Below are 25,660 nucleotides of genomic sequence, written 5' to 3'. Positions count from 1 at the left end.
CCTTTGTACAAAATCGAATTGCGTGACCAAGTTTGTCCATTGAGTATTGGAGGTGCATCGCTTATCATTGCTTCTGTGATAATAGTTCTCATTCACAAAATAGTGAAGCCATCAATCATACGGAGGTTAACATGATTCATAAGAAATCCACTCGTCAATATACCAGCCTGCTCATCCTGCTCTCTCTTATGGCAGCGCTGCTGCTGGGATGCGGCACCCCGGAGAAACCTGCTGCAAGCAGTAACACAACAGCACCCACAGCAGGAACGACAGCAACTACCAAGACTCCAGTAGCTGCTACAATACGCTCTTATACAGACTATATGGGGCACACGGTAAACATCCCCACGACTCCACAACGCATTGCCTATTTCGGTGAAAACTATGGCGATCTGTTGGTTTTGGGTGTACAGGCTGTAGGCACATCCACTTCCATGATTGAGGGCAAGGTATATGAGAAGCAGGTTCAGAATGTAGCCGATCTGGGATTTCCGATTGATTTGGAAAAAGCATTGACGCTACAGCCTGACCTGATCATTACAGGCAATACAGACGAAAAGCAGTATGTAGCTCTGAGCAAAATCGCGCCTACGATTGTATTCGACACCTTCGCTCCGCTGAACGAGCGATTGCTGCACCTCGGAGAAATCGTAAACAAGAAAAAAGGTGCCGAGGATTGGCTTGCACAGTACAAAATCAAGGAAACCGAGATGTGGAGCAAGCTGCATGCCAACGGCGTCAAACCGGGAGAAACAGCTACGGTCTTCACCTACTATCCCGGTGATCGCTTGTTCGTGATGGGAAAGACAGGGCTGTCACAGATATTGTACGAAAAGAATGGCCTCAAGCCTACGGCCCCTGTCCAGAAAGTGCTGGATGAAGACCAAGGATTTGTGCAAATTTCACCTGAAGTGATCGGACAATACGCCGGAGATCGGATTTTCATACTCAATACCCCAATTGCTGAAGCCAAGCAATCTACTGAGCAGTTGATGAATAGCAAGCTGTGGCTCCAGCTTCCTGCCGTCAAGCAGGGACATGTGTACGCTCAGGATATTGGCAAGACCGAAAGTGATGCCACCACTCGGGAATGGTTGCTGGAGGAATTACCCAAGCTGATCAAATAAGAATGGGGAAGCATATCGACACTTGTTGATGTGCTTCTTTTTTGTTCATCCAAAAGGAGGTATACTTATGTACATATGATAACGATTCTCAATAAAAGGAGTGTTACACAGTCATGCAGCCTCAATCGCCCGTCTGTCCTCCCTCGCCCAGCTCGTTGCTTTTTCACTTTAAGGGGATTGAGTGGGTTCGGAAGCCTGCTGAAGTGCAGTCCTCCAGCCCTTCAGCATCTGCATTTACATCTTATTCACATGTGGTTCCATATCACTGCCTGCTTATGTTCATTGAAGGCACAGGTATGGTGGACATTGGACCGGAGCAGTATCTATTCCATGCGGGTCACGGGTATTGGCTGACTCCCGGTGATTCCTATCGGATCGCTCCCCTGAATGGAACTGTACCCGAATACTACAAGCTCATGTTCGAGGTCATCGTCATGTCATCGGAATCAGGATCAGACACGGTTCTGGCTGAAAATACAAATAGTACTTTTTCCATATATAAGGGTCCCCTCCTACCGGGGTCACGTGAGCATATCGTTACCTCTTCTTCCAAGTCCATTCGGTTGGCTGGAGAGCTATTCCATAGCGCCCATCAACCGGTACACCTGCATAATGGCATTTCTGAATTGAGGCAGCAAATTCTCTTTCAGGAGCTACTGCTATTGTGGCAGGAGTCGCATGTCAATATGGAGTATAAAGATCATTCTTGCCCGGCGTTGCCAGCATCAGTCGAGGGCACCATTACCTACATGGAGAAACACTATGAAAAGCCAATTACCGTCAAGCAGCTTGCCGAACACGCGAATGTTTCCATATGGCAATACTCGCAAATGTTTCGCAAAAGGACAGGAAAAAAGCCGCTGCATTACCTCACTGAGCTGCGCTTGAATCATGCCAAGCGGCTGCTGCGGGAATGCAAACGGCCTTTACGTGAAATTGCCCGTCAGGTTGGTTTCTCTGACGAATATTATTTTAACCGACGCTTTCGGCAAATGACCGGGATTCCACCGGGGCAGTATGCGCTTAACGTTCCCTGTTCTGTCCGCGTTAAGGATTGGACAGGCCACTATATCCATATTCCACGCCGCTCCAGCCGCATCATTTATCATGGGGAAACGATGGGTGATCTGTTCGCACTGGGGGCCAAAGCTATCGGCGGAAGTCTACGATTCAGTGAATACAGCGTCTATAAACATCGTCTAGCGAACGTTGCCGATGTCGGTCTTCCACTCGATACTCGCTTGACCCGTGCTCTCGATCCCGATCTGATTATCATCGCTAATTCGGATGAACAGGAATATGAGCGCATTGCCGGGATTGCGCCTACCGTCACCTTCAACTCCTTCGCCACGCTGGAGGAACGTCTGCGGACGCTCGGCTCCTGGCTTGGCAAGGAGCGCAACGCCGAACAATGGCTGTCTGCCTTCGCCGCCCGCAATCTGAGCATGTGGCAGCAGCTTGGCACAGAGATTACAGCCGGAGAAACGGCCTCCGTCTTCATCTTCGATCATGGTAATCGTCTATTTGTGATGGGGATGTCCGGCTTCGCGGCGGCTCTTTACCACCCGCAGGGCTTCCAGCCTGTGGAGCCGATCCAAAAGATACTCGACGAAGGACATGGCTTCGCGGAAATCGAGCCAAACCAGCTCCCCGATTACGCCGGGAACCGTATTTTTATGCTCATACCCACAGCCTCGGACTCCAAACGTACGCTGGAACGTATGCTGAACAGCACTCTCTGGCGCAGCCTGCCCGCTGTGCGTCAAGGCCGGGTGTATTTCGTAGAAGCAGACCGCTGGAATTGGAACGATGCCATGACCCGGCAAAAGCTGCTCACCGAACTGCCCAAGCTGCTCGGTGCTTCTTCTTAAAGCGCCGAGCATTTTTCGCAATAAAACTACATCAAGCCCTGAATGCTCCCATCCGGCTCCAGCGACATATGCTCAGCTGCCGGGGTTTTAGGCAGACCGGGCATGGTCATGGTGCTGCCTGTTTCCACGACCACAAAGCCTGCTCCTGCGGACAATGACACTCTGGACACGTGGATCGTGAAGCCCTCCGGTGCACCTAACAGAGACGGCTGATCTGAAAAGGAATACGGCGTTTTGGCCATGCATACAGGCAGTTGCCCGAAGCCAAGCTGCTCCATACCGGACAACGCTCGTTTAGCCGCTGGAGTATATACTACCTCTGCCGCACCATAAAGCTCCTTCGCAATGACACTAATTTTCGCTTGCAGATCAAGCGTATGATCATACAACGGTGCAAAATGAGCCTTGTCCTCTTGGAGCAGATGTAGCAGACTTTGGGCCAGCTTTTCTCCCCCTTGGCTTCCCTGTGCCCACACCTGCGATAGCTCTGCGGGTACACCCAGCTTGCCACACTCCGCAAAAATCAGTTCCAATTCGGCTTCGCTATCTGTTACAAAATGGTTGACAGCTACCAGTACAGGCACGCCGAATTTTTGCAAATTCCGTACATGCCGATTCATATTGGCTAATCCAAGCTGTAATTGCGCCAGATTTTCCGCGTCCAGCTCATTTTTAGCTACACCGCCGTTATATTTCAGCGCTTTGGCGGTTACAACCAACACAGCCGCATCTGGCTGCAAACCGGACTGACGGCATTTGATATCAAAAAACTTTTCTGCCCCCAGCTCAGCCCCAAATCCGGCCTCCGTCACGACAACCTCCCCTAGCTTCAATGCCAGCTTCGTACCGATCAGACTGCTGCATCCGTGCGCAATATTGGCAAAAGGCCCACCATGCACAATGACGGGCGTTCCTTCCAGCGTTTGCACCAGATTCGGCTTTAACGCTTCCCGAAGCAGCACAGCCATGCCTTCTACTGCTTGCAAATCCTCCGCCGTTACCGTTTCGCCCGCTTCATTATATCCGATGACCATTCGACCCAAGCGCACTTTGAGATCGTTGATATTCTCGCTCAGGCACAATACCGCCATCACTTCCGAGGCTGAGGTAATCAGAAATCCGCTCTCTCTCACTGCTCCATTACCTGTTCCCAATCCGGTTACTATACTTCGCAAACTCCGGTCATTCATATCTACAGCTCGTTTCCACATGATTCGTTCCGGCTTCAAGCGCAAAGCATTGCCATGAAACAAATGATTGTCAATCATCGCTGCCAGCAAATTATGCGCAGCCGAAATCGCGTGAATATCACCCGTAAAATGCAGATTAATATCCTCGGCCGGAACGATCTGGGCTTTTCCTCCCCCGGTTGCTCCTCCTTTCATGCCAAAGCAGGGGCCAAGTGACGGCTCTCGCAGCGCAGCTATGGTCTTGTGCCCCAGCGCATTCAGCGCCTGCGACAGTCCAATGGTGGTTAGCGTTTTGCCTTCTCCCGCAGGAGTCGGATTCATTGCTGTGACCAGCACCAGCTTTCCATTCGGATAGTCCTTCACCTGCTCCCACAGAGACGGATTCAGCTTCGCTTTATATTTTCCATACGTCTCCAAATGCTCTTCTTCGATTCCTGCTTCCTTGGCTACCTCAATAATTCGTTTCATGCTCGTTATGTACCCCCTGTTTTTAAGTCTGACCGATGGTGTCAAACACTGTATCGTTTTATTTTACCAAAGTGTAACGCTTTTTGCGCTGTGATTCATTTCATCGCAAGCTTTGCTTTCCTGTGAGTTGTAAAAAAAAAAGCATCCCCCGCCCAGATGGACTTTGGTGGATACTCACAGCTTAGGATTTCATCGTCACAGGACCATAGCCCTGGGATAACAGATCATTAATATGTAAGCGATTATAAAAAAACAGTAGATTCCCTTAAACATTCTCTAGTTTATAATGCTTTTCCAAAGCTTCTTTAAAAGCATCGACCGGATACTGGTATTGAACCGTTTTTAACACAATCCGGTTATTGCATTGGTTTTTTTCCAACTCGCATCCATGCTCCATATCCAGTTCCTTCATGACAAAAATAATCTCATCCAAGGCTACCATCACACTATAGCTGTTCGTCGTAGTAGCCAGCATCTGTGCGCCTTCCTGTGTGTACGCCTCTACAATTTGTTCATCAAAACCCTCACTGAGCATGAGCTCCTTCAAGGCTTGGACAAAAAGAGTTGGTAGATTTTTGTACTGCGCCTTTTTGATTCCGAACAGTGTGACACTCAAGCGGGATGCATCATGCATAAACACAATATTTTTTCTTCGATTAAGCAAAAACAAGTTGGCATGCCAACTATTCAAAGGCGGATAAATATCAACCTGTAGTGGTTCGACATCCCATTCCTTCAGCAGTTTTTGTGTTCCTCGTATGACAAACATCGTTGCTCTCCTTTATGACGGTCCTGTGCCGTAGCTCATGTTTCGATCATGTCCAAGCTTTCGTATAAGGCATGTCCCGGATATCATAACACTGTATTCCATATATCGGATTGTAAACTCTTTCAGTATAATATAGGAAGGTGGCGAATTTCCAGTAATTTGATTACAGCTTATGCTGGGTATGGAGAAAAAAATCTACTTCAGTGAAGGTTGCCGAGATGCTGGATGCCGATCCGCATATTTTGCCAGAAGAACATGCAAAGCTGCTATCCAGGATTCATCAGAAGACAAGCGAAGCAATTGAGCTGATTAGAAGCTTCCTTTGCGCTTGTGCAGATCGGCTTTGCCGTGCTGGGAATGCTCGTAGCTTATGCGGCCATCCACCGCATCGAGTACAAAGTTATTACCTTGTAATATGTCATTTTGTAAAACGCTTTCAAGAAATAAATGAAAACCACTGCTCGATGTACACATATTTTTCACTGGACTTCATTCTAAAACAGGTATATCCTATAGGAGAAATTAAAAAACGGAATAAGGATCTTCGGGGTAGGGTGTGATTCCCAACCGGCGGTATGGCTCATGGAGCTAAGCCCGCGACTCTGTATCTGGCAACAAGATACGGACTGATTTGGTGAGATGCCAAAGCCGACGGTAAAGTCCGGATGGAAGAAGATCGAAGCATGAACATGCCGCAAAGTGAATGAATGCTGTGTTATTGGTTATGCAGCAACTTCATTTAACTTGCATAAAGCGGCAAGTTTATTTGATCAACCCCCGTCTTGCATGGCTTATCGCCATGGACGGGGGTTTTTGTGCCACCGGTCCTGTATTCGCAAGGAGCTAATTGAGTATGAGTCAATCATCAACTGTACTAACATCCAAAGGTTTTGATCGTAGCTCCCACATGAAAAGCGGTTTTTGGCTAGTCGCGATTGGAGCAGCCTTGTGGGGCGCGGACCCGCTATTTCGCATTATTTTGCTTAAATCATTTACCTCTACACAAATTGTGCTGATGGAGCATGTGCTGCTCTTTATCGCCCTGGCACCAGTGCTATGGAAGCATCGCGAGGAGCTTAAGGCGGTACGGCTTCGTCAGATTTTGGCTATCTTGTTCGTCTCGTGGGGCGGTTCTGCTCTGGCCAGTGTGATTTTCACGATGGCACTCAGCAACGGTGATCTTAACGCTGTGCTGCTGCTCCAAAAGCTTCAGCCGTTGGTCGCTATTATTCTGGCCCGCGTTATATTGAAGGAAATGCTGCCGCGTAATTTTGGAATATTAATTGTCGTCGCTCTGTTGGGGACGTATCTGCTTACCTTCGGCTGGTCGCTCCCTTTTGGACATGTTCATGATTTCGTCCACGTCGGCAGCCTGCTTGCACTAGGAGCAGCGGTCCTGTGGGGCGGTTCGACAGTGATGGGAAGCTACTTGCTTCGTTCGATGAAATATGAGACGGTGACCTCCCTGCGCTTCATGGCGGCTCTCCCACTGCTGATCGTTCTCACCTCTGTGGAGCATGCACCCTGGAATATGCCTGCTGGCACATGGGCGGGCGCAGCCGTGATTATCAATCTGTTGTTGCAGGCGCTGCTCCCCGGTCTTCTCAGTCTGTTACTGTATTACAAGGGCTTGAGTACGACCAAGGCGTCTTATGCCACGATGGCAGAACTAAGCTTCCCGATGGTCGGCGTTGTAATTAACTGGATCGCTTTCCAGCAGATCGTTACGGTAGCGCAATTGACTGGCTTTATGCTTATCTGGATTACACTCTTTATGATTTCTCGTCAGCAAAAAAACGAATAGGTTCAATGTCCATTTTATCCCTCACCCAAGCCAAATCGAGAAGATGCTTTTGCATCTCCGATTTGGCTTTTTATGTATAATTATTTATATATATTATGATACTTTAGAACTATTTTTAGAAAAAAACGTACAAAACAAGCAGCTATTTATCTTTTCCCATAGATTACATCTATAAAATCCATCGGTTTTTGTCGAATAAAACAATGTAGTGATTATCAGACACAGAGGAGTAACAACTATGACTAATAAAGCAAAACAAACAGTTCCATGGTGGAGCAGGTTTCTCAAACAGTTCTATTTAATGCGGACAAAATTGATTGTATCTTTTTTGGCGGTGCTATTGATTCCAAGCGCTCTTATTGGATACTTTTCGTATCAGGGGGCCACAACGCAACTCACTCAGCAAGTGGCTGGTTCTGTGTACACGAATCTGTATCTGATCCGCAGCAATGTCAATCAGTATGTATCGCCCATTATGAAGGACCTGGACGTGTTTGCCACTGAAATCGAATCCAATTCCCTTGTTTCCAACCAGGAGGCCCTTCAGGCAAAATTGGATGTCATCGTCAAAGCCCATCCCGAGTTGGATGGCGCGTACCTCGGCAATACGAAAGGAGAATACGTTCGTTCGCCGAAAAAATCGACCGATTATGATCCCAAGGAGAGACCGTGGTACAAAAATGCGATGCTGCAAAAGGGTAAAGTATCCGTTGGTGCTCCAATTGTGAGCCCTACGACAGGAAATCTGGCGCTTGCTGTATCAAGAACGCTGGAGGATGGTCAAGGAGCTATTGCGTTGAGTTTGAATCTGGACAAAATGAATGAAAACCTCCAGTCTGTTAAGATTGGCGAACGCGGGGGACTTTTTATTGTCGATTCTAATCATAAAATTGTATCTGGAACTGGAGCAGCCTTTAACAATTCAGGCAAAAAACCGGCAGACACCATTGAGGGACTTCCCGAAGTAGAGAAAACCGCTCAAAATGATACCCCTTCCATATTACAAATGAAATTTATGAATAGAGATATGCTGGCCTTTACACTCAAGGACCCTGTCACCGGGTGGAACATTATCGCACTATCGGATATGGAGGATTACAGTGATGCTACCCAACCGATTTTGAAGCAAAGTCTGATTGTGATTATTATTTCCATACTGGTCGCTGCTGTTATCATCTTTCTCATGATTCGCTCTTTCCTGATCCCGCTGCGCAAGCTGCAAGCAGGAACACGTATCGTCCGTGACGGCAACCTTACCGCACGGGTCAATCTGTCCGGCAAGGATGAATTCAGTGAGCTTGCGCAAAATTTTGACCAGATGACACATGCATTGCATACGATGGTTTCCGAGGTCAACCAGACGTCATCACGACTCGCGTCCTCCTCCCTGATGATCAAGGAAAGTACGGAGCAAACGACGGAATCCGTACAGCATGTAGCGGAAACGGTTATGGAATCCGCAGAAAATGCCACCACCAGTGCAGAGGCATCCGAACAAACAGCCAATGCCGTTGAGGAAATGGCCAAGGGCGTCAGCACTATTGCGGAATCAGCAAGCTCTATTGTGGATTCGGTAGGACAGACTGAGCATGACGTAGCCAAAGGCAGCCAAATGATCGGCAGCGTACGCACACAGATGGACCGTATTTTGGAAGCTGTGACGCAAACCGCCAGCCTGATGGATGAGCTGTCACAGCTCTCTGACGATGCGAAGCAGATGAATAGCGCGATTGCTGCCATTGCCAAGCAAACCAACCTGCTGTCGCTGAACGCGTCAATCGAAGCCTCCAGAGCAGGCGAAGCCGGGCGTGGATTCGCCGTAGTAGCCATCGAGGTTCGCAAGCTATCGGAGCAATCCAAGGAAAGCGCGGATTCCATCAGCCAGATCATTACACAGATGCTGGATCTGATCCAGCGTTCCACGGCTACGATGAACGGTAATGTTCGTAACCAGGTGGGTGAGGGACTGCGTATTAGCCAAGATGCAGAAGGTGCCTTCACGAATATTGAGCGCTCCACATCTCATATTGTGGAACAGATTCAAAGCGTGTCCGCAGCCGCTGAACAAATTTCGGCCAGTACGGAGGAAGTTTCGGCTACTGTTACCCATCTGGCAAGCCTGTCCCGCAATTCGGCGGATAGCTCACAGACGACTTCCGCAGCCGTTCAAGAGCAAATGGCTGCGATGGAAGAAATCGCTTCTTCCTCTCAGGAGCTGTCCAATATGGCGCAGGATTTGCAAGATCTGGTGAAGCGATTCAAGATTTAGTTCCTTCAATACATCTGCACCTGTTCAACCTAAAAAAGCCTTCGTCCGTATACAAAAATGCGGGCGGAGGCTTTTAGTATGTTAGGTTATTGGATGGCATCTCAATAATTGGCTCAGATCCTCATCTGTCCGGTCAACTGGCGGCGTTTTTCCCCTTCCGGGTCATGCTGCACCGAGATGCCTTGATGAAAAATGGTCGTAGCACGCGATTCCCTGTCGTATACCGTCCATTCCCCTTCCGGCAGCACAGGCTTTCCGTCACGTGCAAAAGCAACCCATGCCTGCTGCATATCGTGAGCCAGTGTCCGCATAGAGGGATGAACGTCCAACCCCAGCTTGCCTAGCAGCTCCAGATTATCAAAAACAAACGCAATTTCCGCGCCGTGAACCGCTTGTCCGAATACAGGATGTCCCGGCAGCGTCCAGTCAAAACGGTACATCCACACCGAGGCATACACTGCTTGTGCAACCGCTAGAGCCAGCGCAGGCCGCCAGAAGAACAGATCGGTCAGCATCTGCGCTTGCCCCTCAATCGTAACAGGGAAAGGTTCCGTCAAATCGCCAACATCTGACATGCCCGTCATCATTTCCAAGGCCTGACTCGCCATTGACTTGTTCATCAGATGGGATTCCTTGCGAATAAAATAGGCACCCTCGTGCAAATTCGTTCCGATCAGAACGGATACCTGCTTGGCTGATCCTTTGGCAATCGCAGATAAGGGTACTTCTGGTAAGGTCACACCATCCACAACGGGTTGATAAAGCATCGCCAGCCCCGAGCCGATCATTTCATGCGTCTTGGCCATGGCAAGCATGAGCGCTTCCGTCGGTAGCGTAAACAATCGTTCCGGATGCAGGGTGTCCACCCCCAACTGCTGGAGATATGCAGCCGTGACTTGCTCCGCCTGTGAAGTCGGCAGCACCTGCGATGCTCCGCTTTGTAAAATAGCACGCTGGAACAGGCCCTCAGCGGCTGGCATGGCCAACAACGCGGCAATGCTCATGGCGCCCGCCGATTCACCGAACACCGTCACCTCGTCCGGGTTACCGCCAAATGCGGCAATATGGTCCCTGACCCATTCCAGCGCAGCAATCTGATCCAGCAGCCCTGCATTAGAGGTCAGTCCGTCACCCCGCGGAGTCAGGTGCAAAAAGCCCAACGGCCCGAGCCGATAATTGAGCGTAACGACGACAACATCGCCATTTTCCGCCATCCGTGCCCCGTCATATAATGGAATCATTCCCGATCCTGTTACAAAAGCTCCGCCATGAATCCACACCATCACCGGACGTCCCCTCGCAGGTGCCTCCGAAGCGGGCACCCAGACGTTCAGGTACAAGCAGTCCTCTGACTGCTCAGGCGGTTCCACCAGATTCCCGGTCATACTCTCAGCAGATGGCATAGGCTGCGGACAGATCGGTCCAAAGCTCGTCGCATCCCGCACTTCTTCCCAAGGCTTCAAAGGCTGAGGCGCGTGAAAACGCAATTCTCCCACAGGAGGCTGTGCATATGGGATGCCTTTCCATACATGATATCCATTCACCGTTTCCCCACGAAGCTGACCCAGGCGGGTATGTATTGTAATACTCTCCATAATGAAGCCTCCTTTAACTCTATTATACCCTTAGGCAGGGCCAAACCAAAATCGAACAAAACAAATCCAAAGTTTACAAAGCCAAACACAAAAAAACGCCGGGAACGCTTTTTACGCTCCGGCATTTTTATGGAAAGAAAAGAGGATAAACGATTAATCACGAACCTCTTCCTTCGGGATTAGCTTGTATATTTCTTCGCTTTCCATCGAATCAATCAGTCGGTCCAGCCACTTGTAATAGGCAACAGCCTGCTTCATTTTCAAACGATCCTGCTGGAGAACAGCCTTAAATTCCTCATATTCCCCGCCCTGCTCCAGCAATCTGTTCAGCTCCTCAATGGCCTTGCGCAGCACCAGCAAATTCGTTTCAACCGCTTTTCTCCATTTAATAGCAAAGAAGTCTGTGAACGTTTGATGCCAGTCATATTCGACTTCATACAAATCCTTGCGCGAGCCTTTACTCCACACCTTGTTGACCATTTTCAGATCCAACAGCGTTCGGACTCCAGTACTCATGCTCGTTTTGCTCATTTCCATTTCACGGCCCATTTCGTCCAGCGTCATCGGTTTATCCGCAAAAAAAAGCAAACCGTACAAATGCCCCGCAGACAGGGTGATCCCATACAAATCCATATTTTTACCTATAGCTTCAATGACACGTTTGCGAATTTTTTGCAGCGAAGCCTGCTGCTCATCACCTAACTGGTACAAGCTCATGCTTGCATCCTCCTAATTTTAGAGCATTTTGCCTAAGATCGTATGAACGACTTTTACCCGTAACCGATTGGCTTTGACACAACACATGAAATCTTTCAATAAAAAATGAAATGTTTCAAAAGCAAAGCCCCTGTCTATATTACAACAGCATGGGTCGTTCAAAATCATAATTCGCAAAATTGCTAATGATAGTAAACTTTTTAAATTATGGATATACATAAATCTTTTGCTTATGGTTATATTTCATTGTCTATTTTAAAAAAAGAGCTATCGGTTGTAAAGTTTCGGATGTTTGAGCATTCTAAAGAACGAAGGAGCATATGGTAGGAAACTTTGTACAGTTTTTACTGTACGTACTTTATGAACAGTTTTTTTGTTTGAAAAGTAAGTAATGCTTCTGTTACAATTAATTTTGTCATTAACCGTTCAGGATGTTCAAAATAATGATTTTTATACTTGATCCTTAATGCAATACGGGGTTAATACCAAGCAAAGTATAGAAAGAAGAGGTGTATGTATGACGATTTTGGAAGTCAAAAATGTCAGCAAACTCTTTGGTCCTCACGCAGAGCAAGGTGTTCCGCTCCTGGAGCAAGGCTGGGGCAAGGAAAGGCTAGCCAAAGAAAAACAAATTACCGTTGGTGTCAATAAGGCCAGCATGGAAATTAAGCAAGGTGAAATTTTCGTTATTATGGGTCTTTCGGGCAGTGGCAAGTCCACTTTAGTGCGAATGCTAAATCGCTTGATTGAGCCTACCTCCGGTGAAATTCTGGTCCACGGCAAGGATCTCCGCAAGATGAACAAAGAACAACTCCGCGAAGTTCGCCGTAAAACCATCAGCATGGTTTTTCAAAAATTCGCCCTGTTCCCACATCGGACTGTATTGGAAAATGTAGAATACGGCCTTGAAATACAAAAGGTAGAAAAAACGAAACGCCAGGAAAAAGCACAACAAGCGCTGGAACTGGTTGGTCTTAAAAACTGGGGCGATAAAATGCCCGATGAACTGAGTGGCGGTATGCAGCAGCGTGTCGGTCTGGCACGGGCGTTGGCTAATGACCCTGAAGTGCTTCTGATGGATGAAGCATTCAGCGCACTGGACCCCCTCATTCGCCGTGACATGCAGGATGAGCTGCTGGAGCTTCAAGATAAAATGAAGAAAACGATTGTGTTTATCACCCATGACCTGGATGAAGCGCTACGGATCGGTGACCGGATTGCATTGATGCGGGACGGATCGGTCGTGCAGATCGGTACACCGGAAGAAATTATGATCCAACCGGCTAACTCTTATGTAGCCCGCTTCGTCGAGGATGTGGATCTGTCCAAAGTATTGACGGCGGCTCATGTTATGCTTCGTCCAGAAACGATCACAATGGATCGCGGTCCACGTGTTGCTCTGGAATTGATGCGTGAACGCGGGATTTCCAATCTGTTCGTCATTGATCGTACCAAGAAGCTGTTGGGCGTTATCAATGCTGAAGATGCTGTCCATGCGCTGCGCAACAATTTGAAAATTGAAGATATTCTCATGACGGACGGACCGCAGGTTGCTGCTGAAACGGTCATTAATGATTTGTTCGAAATTACAAGCTCGGCCAAGGTCCCTCTGGCTGTGGTCGATGACAAACAGAAGCTGTTGGGTGTTATCGTCCGTGGAGCTTTGTTGGGCGCACTTGGCGGAGATGTAACCACCACGAAGGAGGTGAATGCCCTTGATACCGAAACTGCCAATCGCTGAGTGGATTCAGACTATTGTAGACTGGATGGGTATTCATCTGGCCGGATTGTTTAATGTTATCTCTTCTATCATTGAAGCTGTTGTAGGCTTTTTCTCTGGGCTGTTCATGCTTCCGCACCCTCTGGTGTTCATCGTGATCATCGGAATTATCGCATTTATGATCGGCCGGGTTCAGCTTACGCTGTTTACCGTCATTGGCTTCCTGCTAATTGACAATCTCGGCTATTGGAGCGAAACGATGAATACGCTCGGGCTGGTCATCACATCCGCACTCGTATCCATTGTCATCGGGATTCCGATCGGGATCTGGTGTGCATATAGCAAAACGGCGTCACGCATTATTACGCCTTTGCTTGATTTCATGCAGACAATGCCTGCGTTCGTATATCTTCTGCCTGCGGTTACCTTTTTCAGCCTCGGTGTTGTACCAGGCGTTATCGCATCTGTTATCTTCGCGATCCCTCCAACCATTCGCATGACGAATTTGGGGATTACGCAAGTGTCGGGTGAATTGGTCGAAGCCTCCGACGCATTCGGTTCAACCTCGGCGCAAAAGCTGTTCAAAGTACAACTGCCGCTGGCGATGCCAACCTTGATGGCTGGTATTAATCAGACAATTATGCTCTCACTGTCTATGGTCGTTATTGCTTCCATGATCGGTGCAGAAGGAATCGGTGCCGTTGTATACCGTGCCGTGACACAGCTGCAAATTGGTAAAGGTTTTGAAGCCGGATTGGCTGTCGTTGTTCTGGCTATCGTGCTTGACCGTTTCACGCAGAACCTGTTCAAACCAGCCAAAAGAGGCAAAAGCCGCGTATCCACCAAGCAAAAGGTATGGATTACCTCTGCGGTTACCGCTGTCATCCTGATCGCTGGCGCATCGCAATATTTTGTTGGATCGAATCCTTCTGCATCTGGCAAAGGAAACGCTTCTGCCAACCCGGTTGGCGAAGAAGTCGGTTACAAGATTATTGGAATTGATGCCGGGGCAGGGATTATGAAATCAACTGCCAAGGCGTTAAAGGACTACAATTTGTCCGACTGGAAGCTGGTAGAAGGTTCCGGTGCAGCGATGACTGCAACACTGGACAAAGCCATAAAAGCGAAAAAACCGATCATTATTACAGGTTGGACGCCACACTGGATGTTCAACAAGTATGATCTCAAATATTTGGAAGACCCTAAAAAATCTTATGGCGAGGCTGAGGGTATTCATACGATTGCCCGTAAAGGGCTGCAACAGAACGCCCCTATCGCTTACGAGTTTCTGAAACGGTTCAAATGGACACCGGAAGATATGGGTGAAATGATGGTTGCTATTCAAGGCGGAACCAGTCCTGAGCAAGCTGCCAAGGATTGGGCTGAGAAGCATGCCGATAAGGTGCAGGAATGGACCCAAGGACTGCAACCTGTCCATGGTGACATCTTCAAGCTCAGTTATGTGGCTTGGGATTCTGAAATTGCCAGCACGAATTTGCTGAAATATATTTTGGAAAACAAATTGGGCTACAAAGTAACCGCGTTGCAAGTTGAAGCAGGTCCAATGTGGACGGGTGTCGCCAGTGGTGATGTGGATGCTTCTCCGGCGGCATGGCTGCCACTGACACATGCAGATTACTGGGCTAAATACAAGGATAAGCTTGATGATCTCGGCGCTAATATGACGGGTGTCAAAACGGGCTTGGTCGTGCCAGCTTATATGAATGTTAAATCTATAGCTGATTTACAAGGCAACGAAACAGGTTCGACTGCTCCTTCTGCCGCTGCGGAGAACTTTGGCAAGGAGGTCGGATACCGTATTGTCGGTACCGACCCCGGTGCCGGTCTCATGAAGCTGACTGCCAAAGCTATGAAGGAATATGACTTGTCTGACTGGAAGCTGCTTGAAAGCTCCGGGGCTGCTATGACAGCTACACTGGATAAGGCGATCAAGGCCAAGCAGCCCATCGTTGTAACCGGCTGGACCCCTCACTGGATGTTTAACAAGTATGATTTAAAATACTTGAAGGACCCTAAGAAGGCTTATGGTGATAAGGAAGAAATTCATACCATTGCCCGCAAAGGCTTGAAACAGGATGCACCTGTTGCTTATGCATTTCTGAGCCGCTTCAAGTGGACTGCCGAGGATATGGGTGAAGTGATGATCGCCATTCAAGACGGTGCTGCTCCACAACAAGCTGCCAAGAGCTGGGCTGACAAGCATCCTGAGAAGGTAAAGGAATGGATCAAGGGCTTGCAGCCTGTCCATGGCGATCCTTTGAAGCTAAGCTATGCTGCATGGGATTCTGAAATTGCCAGTACGAATGTATTGAAATATGTATTGGAGCAAAATTTAGGCTACAAAGTGGCTGCCCTTCAGGTAGAGATCGGCCCCATGTGGACAGGCGTTGCAGGCGGGAGTGTGGATGCTACCGCTGCTGCCTGGCTTCCACTGACACATGCCGATTACTGGGCAAAGTACAAGAATCAGGTGGACGACATCGGAACCAGCATGACTGGCGTTATGTCCGGGCTTGTGGTTCCATCCTACGTACCCGTTGATTCTATTGAAGACTTAAAAACGCAATAATAATTCATTCAGCCAATACCATATACACTTAAAACCGAAAGGCAGATCAGGAGTAAAAACCTGGTCTGCCTTTTTAATATGCGTATTTAGTGACTCTTAGCCTTTTATCCTTTAAGTGTAACTCCCTCTTGCGTTGATATATCGGCATGCTGGTCTGCCGTCTGACGCTGTCTAAAGAATAGCGGATAGATCGCGAAGGATACCAGCAGACTTACACAGCCAATAACGCCCAACGCAATCGTATCCTTGAAGACATACGTGATATCCAGTCCTTTGAGCGTGATATTCCGTACAGCATCCAGATAATACGTCAGTGGCAATATTTCGGCAACCCCCCGCAAGAAGCCGGGCATCGCTTCCAGCGGCCACGTATAGCCTGACAGCATAAAGGAAGGAACGGCAATCAGCATGAGGGTTTGGGTCGCTTCCACTCTGGTCTTGGAAAAGAGGCTGAACAGGAACCCTAAACCGCACAAGGCAAAGTTAAAGGCCAGCGACACCAGAATCAGCGGCAGCACCTGCCCCCTGAACGGAATATCAAAGCTTAGGGCGCTAATACTGAATACAGTCAGCACATTAAAGGCTCCCGCCACATAATACGGTGTCAGCTTGGCAATAGCGAGTCGCCAAGGAGTATTTCTCCATGCGGCGAATCTCCCCCAAGTCCCTGCTTCCTTATCCCGCGTACAGGACAAAGCAATACCGAGCAGCAAGCACTGCTGGAGAGCCGCAGAAATGACCCCGAGAGGCATGAACAGCTTGTAATCATATACCGGGTTGAACAGCACTCTGGACCGGAACGGGATGGTACTCAGCGTCGAGGCGGCCTGATCGGCGTTCATTCCCTTTTGCTTCATGGAATTGACTGATACCCCGGCGCTCACGCTACTAATGACCTGATTGGCAATTCGGCTGGCGCTGTTGGAATACATCATGTTACTTCCGTCAATCAGGGTCAGCACGGGCGGGTTCTCCCCATGCTTAAGCCGGGTGGTGAAATTGTCGGGAATGACGATGCCTACCTTGGCTTCCCCGGTTTCCACCTGACGGACCACATCCTCCTGATTGGTGGCCTGCCGTGTAACGGCAAACGAATCTGTCGCATCGAACGCCTGAATGATCTGGCGACTGAGCTGAGAATTATCTCCATCATATACCGTGACAGGCATCTCGGTAATCCGCTGATGAGAATACAGGAAGCCGAACAAGATGGTATATACAATCGGTGTAATTACCAGAATAGCCAAAAAGCGTCGATCCCGGAAGATGCTCAGCCATTCCTCACGAAATACATCGCGGATACGAAGTCTTTCCTGCTGATCCTGCATATTACTGCGCCCCTTTGCCTGTAAACAGAACCGTGGAGCCTGTCGGAACCGAAGCCGCAAGATCCGGCAAGGCTATTTTAACGCCAAAGGAACGGACATCCTTATCACCGGAGCTTTGGCTCGGTTTTTGAATTGCGAAGTCGGCAGCCGATTCCAGCAAAATGACTTTACCTTTCAGCTCCTTTCCGCCCGACAGCAGTTTAACTTGTACAGTATCCCCTGCCTGGAGACCATTCAAAGATGTTTCCGGCACATAGAATTTAGCCCAACGCTGAGTCGAAGTTTCAATCGTATAGACCGGGAAGCCTGCGCTGGCCATTTCACCCAAGCTGAGCGATTTGGATTTTACAATACCATCCTGGGATGCGCGCAGTGTGGTGTAGCTCAAGTAGGTCTGAGCTTCCTGAAGGGCAGCTTCGGCCTGTGCTACCTGTGCATGGGCACCTGCAACCGTCGACTGTGCCTGCTCTACCGTGGATTGCGCCGCCTTTACAGCAGATTGCGCCTGTTCTACCGAAGCCTGCGCGGCTTTGACATCCTCCTGCTGCAAAGTAACCTTGCCTGCTCCTGCCTGTGCTTCCTTCACCGCAGCCAATGCCTGACGGTATTGTGCTTCAGCCGCCGTAATTTCTTCCTTGCGGCTTCCCTCGCGTACCATATTCAGTTGCTGAGATGCTGAATTGTACTTGGCTTCCGCCTGTTGATGGTCCAACGTCGCTTGATCCAATGAGGCTTGGGTTGCTGCCCCGGCTTCTTGAAGCTTTTTGGCACGCTCCAGATTTTTAGTGGTCAAATCCAGCGTTTCCTTGGCAGCCTTCACACTCACTTGTGCTTGCTCCAGCTCTTGCGGTCTTGCGCCGCTCTTGAGGGCATCCAGCTTCGCTTTGGCCGCAGCCGCAGCCGCTTGTGCCTGTTCGATCTGACTGGAGGAAGCCTGTGCAGTCACGCCGACTGCTGTGGTGCCCTGGCTCTTTTTGGCCTGAGCTGCACTCACGGTAGCCTGTGCCTGCCCCACTCCCGCTTGAGCCTGCAATACGCCAGCCTTCGCTTTGGACACATTACTCTGGGCTGCCAGCAATGCCGCCTGTGCCTGTTTCACCTTGTCTTCCAGCTCACGGCTTTCCAGATGGGCTAACACCTGCCCTTTTTTCACCTTGTCGCCCTCATTGACGAGCATCTGATCAATACGTCCCGCCATCTTTAAGCTGGCATTGAGCGTATCCGATTCTACATAAGCTGTTGGAATGGAAGAGGACTGATCCGCAGACAAGCTACCCCCCCCCCTTTGAAAAGCGGTCAAAGCATAAATCCCTATAGCGATTAAAACAATAAGTACGGCGTAAATCGTATATTTTTTAGCTTTCATGTTTTCATCACTCCATCTGTCTATTTATGATGCATACCCAGCGCATTACAAACAAAAATTTCAATACTCTCCCGAACTACCTGCAAGTTCATCGTTTCGCCCCAAACCATGGATCGCATCGGTGCAAAAATGTAAATACCAAATAAGCAATTTGCCGTCGTTTTCGCATCCAGCTTACTCGAAATTTTCCCGTAAAACTTACCAGAGTCGATCTCCGCTTCCATAAAATCAAAATAGTCAGCCAATACCTGCCTGATATTAAAATGCTGCTCCTGCGAAACCCATCCCTTGCTAACTAGCAAACGACAAAAATCCGGCTCTCTTCCAATAAACTCAACGTGTACTTGAATCAGCTTGTGAATCCTCGTTTCTACCTGATCCTTCGGAACCTGAGACATGGTTTCACGGATATCCTGAACAAAGCGCTCCATCCCCATCTTCAAAATATAAATGTACAGATCTTGTTTATTTTTGAAGTTGTAATACAGAGTTCCTTTAGCAATGCCGCATACCTTGGCGATTTCCTCCATATTGGTTTCATTGAAGCCACGCTCGGAAAAAGCCTTGAGCGCACCATTAAAAATAATTTCCTTCGTCTGGTTTTTCATGCTTCCTCCTTTTTTGAACTGACCGTCCAGTACAAAAATATGTATTCATTATAAGCCTATTTTTAGTTATCCAGCAATAGGAAATGTACAAAATAAACAATTTTAGACAGTTCGTCTAAACGGACGTTCTAAAAATGGGAGAATTCAGACATACAAAAAACAGACCGAACAAGTGAGGGGGTCACTTACTCGGTCCGTTATTTTATAAAATCGGCTGGTAAAGGGGTCTCGTATTAAGTTTACCAGCCGATTTTAAGGGAAGGCCGATTATTTTTTTACCGTTTGATTGTATTGCGCAATTTTGCCTGTAATCTCTTGTGCGGCTTGATCCAATGCCTGTTTGGGCTGTTGCTGTCCGCTCAAGACGGCCTCGATTGCACCCTCTACGATTTGACGCGCTTCCGGGAATACGCCCATCACTGCGCCTTGCGTAGCCATGGATTGCGCCGATGCGTGCAATTGGTCAACAGCGGTTTGGAATTGCGGGTATTTCACCATATTGTCCTTGAGTACCTGCTCGTCATAAGCTGCTTTGGTGATTGGGAAGTACCCCGTATTCACACTCCATTGTGCCTGTACAGCCGGGGAAGCTACGAATTTAATGAACTCCCACGCTGCTTTTTGCTGGGCTTCAGGCTTGTTGTTCATGATGTACAAGCTCGCGCCGCCTACAACCACGCCGCCTTCTTTCGCTTCGTTCGCTCTTGGTAGAAAGCCAGTGCCTACCTCGAATTTATCGCCCACCTGCTCCACAATATTACGCAGCGAAGCGGTGGAATCCAGTGTCATGGCAATTTGTCCTGCGGAAAAAGCTTTGGCAGTATCATCGGAGTTACGTCCCAGATTGGATACAACCTTTTCGTCGATCATTTTCTTCCACCAAGTCAGGGTTTTCACACCTGCATCCGAATTCAGCAGCGATTCCGTTGCTGCCTGATTGCGTCCGTTGCCATTATTCACATAATCCGCATTCTGATTAGCAAACAACTGCTCCATAAACCAGCCATAGATAGCGATGGAGGCACCGGATTTCCCGTCCTTGCTCAAGGCTTTGGCAGCCTTTTCGAATTCATCATAGGTTTTTGGAGGATTAGCCGGATCAAGTCCCGCCGCTTTAAAAGCATCCTTGTTATAGTACAAGATTGGATTCGATGTATTAAATGGCATTGCATTCAGCTTACCGTCAATGGTGTAATACCGCGTAATATTAGGCTCAAGCTGCGAAAGATCGAACTTGTCTGCATCAATAAATTGTTGTACAGGAGTAATCATCTTGGAGTCAATCATGAATTTACTGCCGATTTCATACACCTGAATGATGTCCGGGCCGCTGTTGGAGCCAAGCGACGCTTTCAGCTTGTTCAAGCTGTCATCATATTTGCCTTGGTATACTGGCTCTACCTGAATGTCCTTGTGGCTGGCGTTAAAGTCAGCGGCGATTTGCTTGATCGCTTTTTCGCCGTTACCGGACATGGAATGCCACCACGTCAGCTTCACCGGAGAACCTGCTGCTGCTCCCGCATCACTACCGTTGCTTGGCTTCTCAGCCGTCGTGTTATTGCTACAACCTGCTGCAACAACGATTGCAGTGAGGATAAGCAAGGTCAAAGCACTTTTCAGACGAAAAAATCTCATAATCTCTCTTCTCTCCCTTTGATTAAATGATTCTCGCATACAGATTTTCTTGCAATATTCTTTGGTGATAAAGCTCTGTATATAGGCTGCTTGCGCAGGTGTTACTGTACTTGTGGGCTTGTTTAGCCTTTAAGCGCACCCGCTGCCATCCCGCGCACCAACTGCTTCAGACCAAAGATCAACAGAAGCAGTGACGGTAAAATAACGAGGGCCGTACCCGCGAACACGAGGTTCCATGAGGTCGATTCCTGAAATTCGAGCATGGAAATTCCGATCTGTACTGTGCGCATATTCTCGCTATTCGTGACCAACAACGGCCACAGGTACGAATTGTACATGTTCAGGAACGAATATACAGCCAGTGTTCCGAGCGCCGGACGTGATAGCGGAAGTACATGAAACAGGAAGTAACGAACATGTCCACACCCGTCCATACGAGCCGCCTCGAACAATTCCTTGGGAAGCTGGAGAAAAAATTGTCGTAGCAGGAACGTTCCGAATGCCGTTGCCAAAAATGGAACCGTCAGCCCTTGATAGGTATCCAGCCAATTCCAGCTACGTACGGTCAGGTAGTTTGGAATAATGGTCACTTCCCACGGGATCATCATCGTCGCGACAAACATGCTGAAAATGAAGTTCTTCCCCTTGAATTCCATTTTGGCAAAGGCATAGGCCGCCAAGCTGGCTGTAATCAACTGACCGATCATGGTTAAGCCTGAAATGAGAAAGGTGTTACCAATGAACGCTGCAATCGGAACGATTTCAAATACGTCGGTAAAATTGGCCATATGAAAGGAATGCGGGAAAAAGCTCGGTGGATAGGCGCTTGCTTCCTTTGGCGACATGACAGCCATAAAAAACGTATAAATAACCGGATATAAAATCAAAGCAGCCGCAATCGTAAGCAACATGTACACGAGTGTTGAATTAAGCTGTCGTTTCATTGGTAATGCACCTTTCTTTCCACCCATTTGAACTGGATCATCGTAAGCAGCAGGATGACGACAAACAGTACAATTGCCTGTGCGCTACCCGTTCCGAATCGGAAATTAACGAAGGCCTCCTGATAAATGGAATACACGAACACATTGGTGCTGTTCACTGGACCGCCCTTGGTCAAAATGTTAATTTGAGCAAAGGACTGGAAAGCTCCAATAATGGATACGACCGTTACAAAGAAGATCGTTGGCGACAATAGCGGCATGGAAATTCGCCAGAACGTCACCAACGGGCCTGCCCCGTCCATTTTCGCACTCTCATACATGTCATCCGGAATCCCTTGAAGTCCGCTTGATAAAATAATGTAATTAAAGCCCAGATTCATCCAGATGGTCATGATCGCTACAGAGAACAATGCCCAATCCGGGCTGGTCAGCCACGGAACCGGATTGATATGTAGCAGGGACAGAACGTAGTTAAACATCCCCAGTGTCGGATGAAAAAGAAATTTCCAAATGACCGCAGATGAGCCGACCGACAGCACCATCGGCAGCGAAAAAGCGAACTGGAAGATACGCATCCCCCACAGCTTGCTATGTGTGAGTGCAGCCAGCACCAGCGCCAGTAAAATGCCTACAGGCACCGTCAGCAGCGCAAACAAGAGCGTAACCTTGATTCCTTGCAGGAATTGACCCGAGCTGAAAAGTGTAGCAAAGTTATCTAACCCAACATAAGCTGCAACATTTCCTGCGGGATCTGTAGAGTGCAAGCTGAGATAAACCGACTTGATCATCGGGTAAAACATAAATACAGCAAACAAAATGAGCGATGGAGCCAAAAACGTATACGCCAGCGCGTTTTCACGCAGTCTCTGAATTTTTAGCGACCCCGTGCGTATGCGAGCCTTAGACGAAGCCTGTTGCTGGCTCCTCGTCCTGAGTCCCATAGATTTGTTAAGCTCACCCAAAAAGGAGCGCCCCTTTCTTTTCAAACCAACCTCAGTAAGTGTATCGTTTTGATGTAATGGGAACATCAAACGGGCTGGAGCAGAATGTTAATGTTTCATGCATTTGTAAAACTCTTATTACCTGGGTAGCCGCACAATGGCACAGACTCCTGCATACGATACATCATTATACGAGTATGGAGGTCAGAGGCGAATGCCGTACAACACTGTCAATCCGCAAACCTTATATCAGGCCAGACCGGAATTTCAGACAGAGCTCAAAAAGGTCCGCGATCATCTGCATCACCAGTTGGATCCTTACGTCAATCACACCTTCCGGGTTCAAACAATGGATCATCATGTGTATGAAGGAAGAATTGTCCACATCGATGCGGATCACTTGTATTTGAGCGTGCCTCAGCCGCACCACACGCCCTCCCCAGGCATCCCTACCCCCTATCGTTCCTATGCCTACAGAGATGTCATTCTGCCGCTGGTGCTGTACAATCTGTTGGTGGTGACACTGCTGAGCTAACACTCGATCCATTTCGTCCCAAAACAAAAAACCTCCAAATTCGTGAACAGCCGAACCCTCGGCATATTACGAAGCTGGAGGTTTTTACGTATTTATTTTACATTTTGGACAGGAATTTAACTGAATTAGAAGCAGATAAATTTGGGGAACGAGGAATGGTATGTGCTCCTTCTTGGCAAGCTAATATGAGAAAACGTCAGAACGGAGAAGAAGCCTAATGAAATATAACCGATTACTGTCTGCAAGTATCGTTGTTTCGTTGTTCTGTGCCAGCTTTTGCGCCACACCCTATACCGAGGCCGCCTCGTATGCCTCCCCTGCACCAACAAAGGGTAGAGCCTATTATGAAGAACGTGGCGACATTGTATGGGAAGTTCCTACCCAGCGCAAGGTAATTGCCCTCACATTCGACGACGGACCGGATGAAAGCAAAACGCCCGCTATTCTGGATTTACTCAAGCAATATGACGCCAAAGCGACCTTCTTTGTCGTCGGTAGCCGTGTAGAAAAACTCCCTGACATTGTCAAACGGGAACGAAAAGAAGGCCATGAGGTTGGCAACCATACTTTCCACCATCCATCCTTCCATAATATTTCCCGAAACAAAGCTCTGTCTGAAATGGATCAGGGCCAAGCCAGCATTATTCAAGCAACAGGGGGAGAAACTCATCTTTTCCGTCCACCGGGTGGTTCCTATACCGACTCGCTCGTCAAACTATCTAAGGAAAAAGGGCTTAAAATAATTTTATGGTCCTGGCATCAGGATACCCTGGATTGGCGGAAACCCGGTGTACAACGGATCGCCAATAAGGTACTTCGTAATGCTCGCAATGGCGATATCGTCCTCATGCACGATTATGTATATAAAAGTACACAAACCGTTGAAGCCCTCAAAATCATTTTACCTGAGCTGAAAAAAAGAGGCTTTACCTTCGTCACCGTATCCGAATTGCTTGCCAATCACGAGACTCCTGAAGGACTTATTGAGGTGAATAAATGAAGGATGAGAAATAAATTCCAAGCCAATCCTTTCCTTTGAAATCATTGGCTACATAAAACGTTCTTCTTAAGGAAAATATATTTATGAATTACCAACTATCTCAAGGAGGCAATAACATGAAAAAAGCAATATTGACTGTAGCGTCCCTGGCTGTACTTCTGTCAGCAGGATCAATGGTATCTGCAGCACCCGCAATGGAAAAGCATGAACACAAAATGCATCAACATAAGGTTAAGGCTCATTCGAAACATGAACACAAGCTGCACGCCAAGAGCAAACATGAGAAAGTCCACAAGCTACATGCGCGTGAAGCTGCACCTGCCAAAATGATTGGAGAAAAAGGCATTCATACGAAAAGTATAAAAGCAAAGGCTACTAAACTTCCAAAAACAGGATTCGGTGGCGCGAGCGAGCAAATGAATTAGGGAGGGGTAAAAGGAGAGGGTTAGCTTGTTGACCCTCTCTCTTTCTTCATATGAACAATAAGTGGATTATTCGTATCATTGTGCTATTGATTTTGCTGGGTAGTACGAGCTGTTCATCTTCGGCTAAACCTCAAGGTAGCTCCCATGCTAACTCCAGCCAGACCCCGGCTAAGCGTGAAATTCAACAAACTAAAACGACGAAGCCCTTACAGGTTAAAAGTAAACCTTTCCAAGGGAGCATTCCACGTAAAATCGATATTCCTGCGGTTCGTATTCATTCGATTATAGAACCGGTAACCTACTTAAAAAATGGTCAAATGGGCGTTCCAGACAACACGGATCGAGTAGGTTATTTATCTACTGGTATATTGCCAGGAGCGGCAGGTAATGCAATTATGGATGGTCATGTTGATACATACACGGGCCCGGCAGTTTTTTATCCTCTTAAAAAACTGAAAAGGGGGGATTTTGTGTATGTGACTGGCGATGAAGGTTGTAAGCTACAGTTCGTTGTGGAGGAGGTAAAGTTTTACTTAACCTCTGAAGCACCGATTCAAACGATTTTTGGCCCTACAGAAGAACACCGTTTAAACTTGATTACCTGTGCCGGACGCTACAGTCGAAGCAAGAAGGAGCATGAAGGAAGGCTGGTCGTCTTTACGAAATTAACACACATGAATTCAGTTTGTAAGAAAATTACGGTCAAACCAAGAATAATTCCCAAAAACAACCCAATTATTTTCAAGGAGAATGAATAA

At 48.0% G+C, this 25,660-nt stretch carries 21 protein-coding genes and 1 riboswitch; of the genes, 11 read left to right on the top strand and 10 right to left on the bottom strand.

The genetic code is table 11. From position 1 onward, the window contains the following. Positions 1 to 131: 131 nt before the first annotated feature. Both ACIFO6_RS07065 and ACIFO6_RS07060 read left to right on the top strand, forming a co-directional pair. Positions 132 to 1,127: an ABC transporter substrate-binding protein gene (locus ACIFO6_RS07065; protein WP_430039406.1), complete on the top strand. Its 996-nt coding sequence runs from the start codon at positions 132 to 134 to the stop codon at positions 1,125 to 1,127. A 113-nt stretch (positions 1,128 to 1,240) separates the two neighbouring features. Further along, positions 1,241 to 2,998 (top strand): helix-turn-helix domain-containing protein, encoded by a 1,758-nt coding sequence (locus tag ACIFO6_RS07060; RefSeq protein ID WP_430039403.1) that lies wholly within the window; start codon positions 1,241 to 1,243, stop codon positions 2,996 to 2,998. Positions 2,999 to 3,024: 26 nt separating this feature from the next. On the opposite strand, the gene ACIFO6_RS07055 is transcribed toward ACIFO6_RS07060, so the two are convergent. Together ACIFO6_RS07055 and ACIFO6_RS07050 are read right to left on the bottom strand one after the other, a co-directional pair. Then, on the bottom strand, positions 3,025 to 4,656 hold the full coding sequence (locus ACIFO6_RS07055; protein ID WP_430039400.1) for a formate--tetrahydrofolate ligase: 1,632 nt from the start codon (positions 4,654 to 4,656) through the stop codon (positions 3,025 to 3,027). 265 nt (positions 4,657 to 4,921) lie between these two features. Continuing rightward, positions 4,922 to 5,425: a DUF6933 domain-containing protein gene (locus ACIFO6_RS07050; RefSeq protein ID WP_430039397.1), complete on the bottom strand. Its 504-nt coding sequence runs from the start codon at positions 5,423 to 5,425 to the stop codon at positions 4,922 to 4,924. Positions 5,426 to 5,628: 203 nt separating this feature from the next. Between ACIFO6_RS07050 and ACIFO6_RS07045 the strand changes: the two genes are divergently transcribed. The 3 genes from ACIFO6_RS07045 to ACIFO6_RS07035 all read left to right on the top strand — a co-directional run bounded on the left by ACIFO6_RS07045 (position 5,629) and on the right by ACIFO6_RS07035 (position 9,498). Then, the gene (locus ACIFO6_RS07045) at positions 5,629 to 5,985 is read left to right on the top strand and encodes a hypothetical protein (protein ID WP_430039395.1); all 357 of its coding nucleotides are present in this window, start codon (positions 5,629 to 5,631) and stop codon (positions 5,983 to 5,985) included. Beyond that, positions 5,962 to 6,106: riboswitch (FMN riboswitch) on the top strand. It overlaps the preceding gene by 24 nt. Before the next feature lie 172 nt (positions 6,107 to 6,278). Then, the gene (locus ACIFO6_RS07040) at positions 6,279 to 7,229 is read left to right on the top strand and encodes a DMT family transporter (protein ID WP_430039393.1); all 951 of its coding nucleotides are present in this window, start codon (positions 6,279 to 6,281) and stop codon (positions 7,227 to 7,229) included. A gap of 238 nt (positions 7,230 to 7,467) precedes the next feature. After that, a complete protein-coding gene (locus ACIFO6_RS07035) occupies positions 7,468 to 9,498 on the top strand; it encodes a methyl-accepting chemotaxis protein (protein WP_430039391.1) in 2,031 nt (676 codons plus the stop codon). A gap of 113 nt (positions 9,499 to 9,611) precedes the next feature. Here ACIFO6_RS07035 and ACIFO6_RS07030 read toward each other — a convergent pair whose 3' ends face one another. Both ACIFO6_RS07030 and ACIFO6_RS07025 read right to left on the bottom strand, forming a co-directional pair. After that, complete coding sequence (locus tag ACIFO6_RS07030) at positions 9,612 to 11,093, bottom strand: carboxylesterase/lipase family protein (RefSeq protein WP_430039389.1); 1,482 nt, start codon at positions 11,091 to 11,093, stop codon at positions 9,612 to 9,614. 153 nt (positions 11,094 to 11,246) lie between these two features. Then, complete coding sequence (locus ACIFO6_RS07025; protein ID WP_430039387.1) at positions 11,247 to 11,810, bottom strand: GbsR/MarR family transcriptional regulator; 564 nt, start codon at positions 11,808 to 11,810, stop codon at positions 11,247 to 11,249. Between the two features lie 517 nt (positions 11,811 to 12,327). Between ACIFO6_RS07025 and ACIFO6_RS07020 the strand changes: the two genes are divergently transcribed. Both ACIFO6_RS07020 and ACIFO6_RS07015 read left to right on the top strand, forming a co-directional pair. After that, the gene (locus tag ACIFO6_RS07020) at positions 12,328 to 13,551 is read left to right on the top strand and encodes a quaternary amine ABC transporter ATP-binding protein (protein WP_430039386.1); all 1,224 of its coding nucleotides are present in this window, start codon (positions 12,328 to 12,330) and stop codon (positions 13,549 to 13,551) included. Next, entirely contained in the window at positions 13,526 to 16,120 is a 2,595-nt protein-coding gene (locus ACIFO6_RS07015) for a glycine betaine ABC transporter substrate-binding protein (RefSeq protein WP_430039384.1), read from the top strand. The genes ACIFO6_RS07020 and ACIFO6_RS07015 overlap by 26 nt, the downstream gene beginning before the upstream one ends. Before the next feature lie 104 nt (positions 16,121 to 16,224). Here ACIFO6_RS07015 and ACIFO6_RS07010 read toward each other — a convergent pair whose 3' ends face one another. The 6 genes from ACIFO6_RS07010 to ACIFO6_RS06985 all read right to left on the bottom strand — a co-directional run bounded on the left by ACIFO6_RS07010 (position 16,225) and on the right by ACIFO6_RS06985 (position 22,963). Beyond that, on the bottom strand, positions 16,225 to 17,448 hold the full coding sequence (locus ACIFO6_RS07010; RefSeq protein ID WP_430039382.1) for an ABC transporter permease: 1,224 nt from the start codon (positions 17,446 to 17,448) through the stop codon (positions 16,225 to 16,227). A gap of 1 nt (position 17,449) precedes the next feature. After that, complete coding sequence (locus ACIFO6_RS07005) at positions 17,450 to 18,814, bottom strand: HlyD family secretion protein (protein WP_430039380.1); 1,365 nt, start codon at positions 18,812 to 18,814, stop codon at positions 17,450 to 17,452. Positions 18,815 to 18,834: 20 nt separating this feature from the next. Beyond that, positions 18,835 to 19,422: a TetR/AcrR family transcriptional regulator gene (locus ACIFO6_RS07000; RefSeq protein WP_283655035.1), complete on the bottom strand. Its 588-nt coding sequence runs from the start codon at positions 19,420 to 19,422 to the stop codon at positions 18,835 to 18,837. Between the two features lie 267 nt (positions 19,423 to 19,689). After that, positions 19,690 to 21,057 (bottom strand): ABC transporter substrate-binding protein, encoded by a 1,368-nt coding sequence (locus ACIFO6_RS06995; protein ID WP_430039378.1) that lies wholly within the window; start codon positions 21,055 to 21,057, stop codon positions 19,690 to 19,692. Between the two features lie 122 nt (positions 21,058 to 21,179). After that, a complete protein-coding gene (locus ACIFO6_RS06990) occupies positions 21,180 to 22,001 on the bottom strand; it encodes a carbohydrate ABC transporter permease (protein ID WP_430039376.1) in 822 nt (273 codons plus the stop codon). Then, entirely contained in the window at positions 21,998 to 22,963 is a 966-nt protein-coding gene (locus ACIFO6_RS06985; protein ID WP_430039374.1) for a carbohydrate ABC transporter permease, read from the bottom strand. The genes ACIFO6_RS06990 and ACIFO6_RS06985 overlap by 4 nt, the downstream gene beginning before the upstream one ends. Before the next feature lie 193 nt (positions 22,964 to 23,156). Here ACIFO6_RS06985 and ACIFO6_RS06980 point away from each other — a divergent pair, with 193 nt between their 5' ends. The 4 genes from ACIFO6_RS06980 to ACIFO6_RS06965 all read left to right on the top strand — a co-directional run bounded on the left by ACIFO6_RS06980 (position 23,157) and on the right by ACIFO6_RS06965 (position 25,660). Next, the gene (locus ACIFO6_RS06980) at positions 23,157 to 23,477 is read left to right on the top strand and encodes a hypothetical protein (RefSeq protein WP_430039372.1); all 321 of its coding nucleotides are present in this window, start codon (positions 23,157 to 23,159) and stop codon (positions 23,475 to 23,477) included. Between the two features lie 217 nt (positions 23,478 to 23,694). Then, complete coding sequence (locus tag ACIFO6_RS06975) at positions 23,695 to 24,477, top strand: polysaccharide deacetylase family protein (RefSeq protein WP_430039370.1); 783 nt, start codon at positions 23,695 to 23,697, stop codon at positions 24,475 to 24,477. 116 nt (positions 24,478 to 24,593) lie between these two features. Continuing rightward, positions 24,594 to 24,902 (top strand): hypothetical protein, encoded by a 309-nt coding sequence (locus ACIFO6_RS06970; RefSeq protein ID WP_430039368.1) that lies wholly within the window; start codon positions 24,594 to 24,596, stop codon positions 24,900 to 24,902. A gap of 50 nt (positions 24,903 to 24,952) precedes the next feature. After that, on the top strand, positions 24,953 to 25,660 hold the full coding sequence (locus ACIFO6_RS06965) for a class F sortase (RefSeq protein WP_430039367.1): 708 nt from the start codon (positions 24,953 to 24,955) through the stop codon (positions 25,658 to 25,660).

It is taken from the genome of Paenibacillus sp. NRS-1781 (genome assembly GCF_050467745.1).
Lineage (GTDB): Bacteria > Bacillota > Bacilli > Paenibacillales > Paenibacillaceae > Paenibacillus > Paenibacillus terrae_A.
Note: the sequence above shows the minus strand (reverse complement) of the source record. Positions and strands in the feature narration are given on the sequence as shown.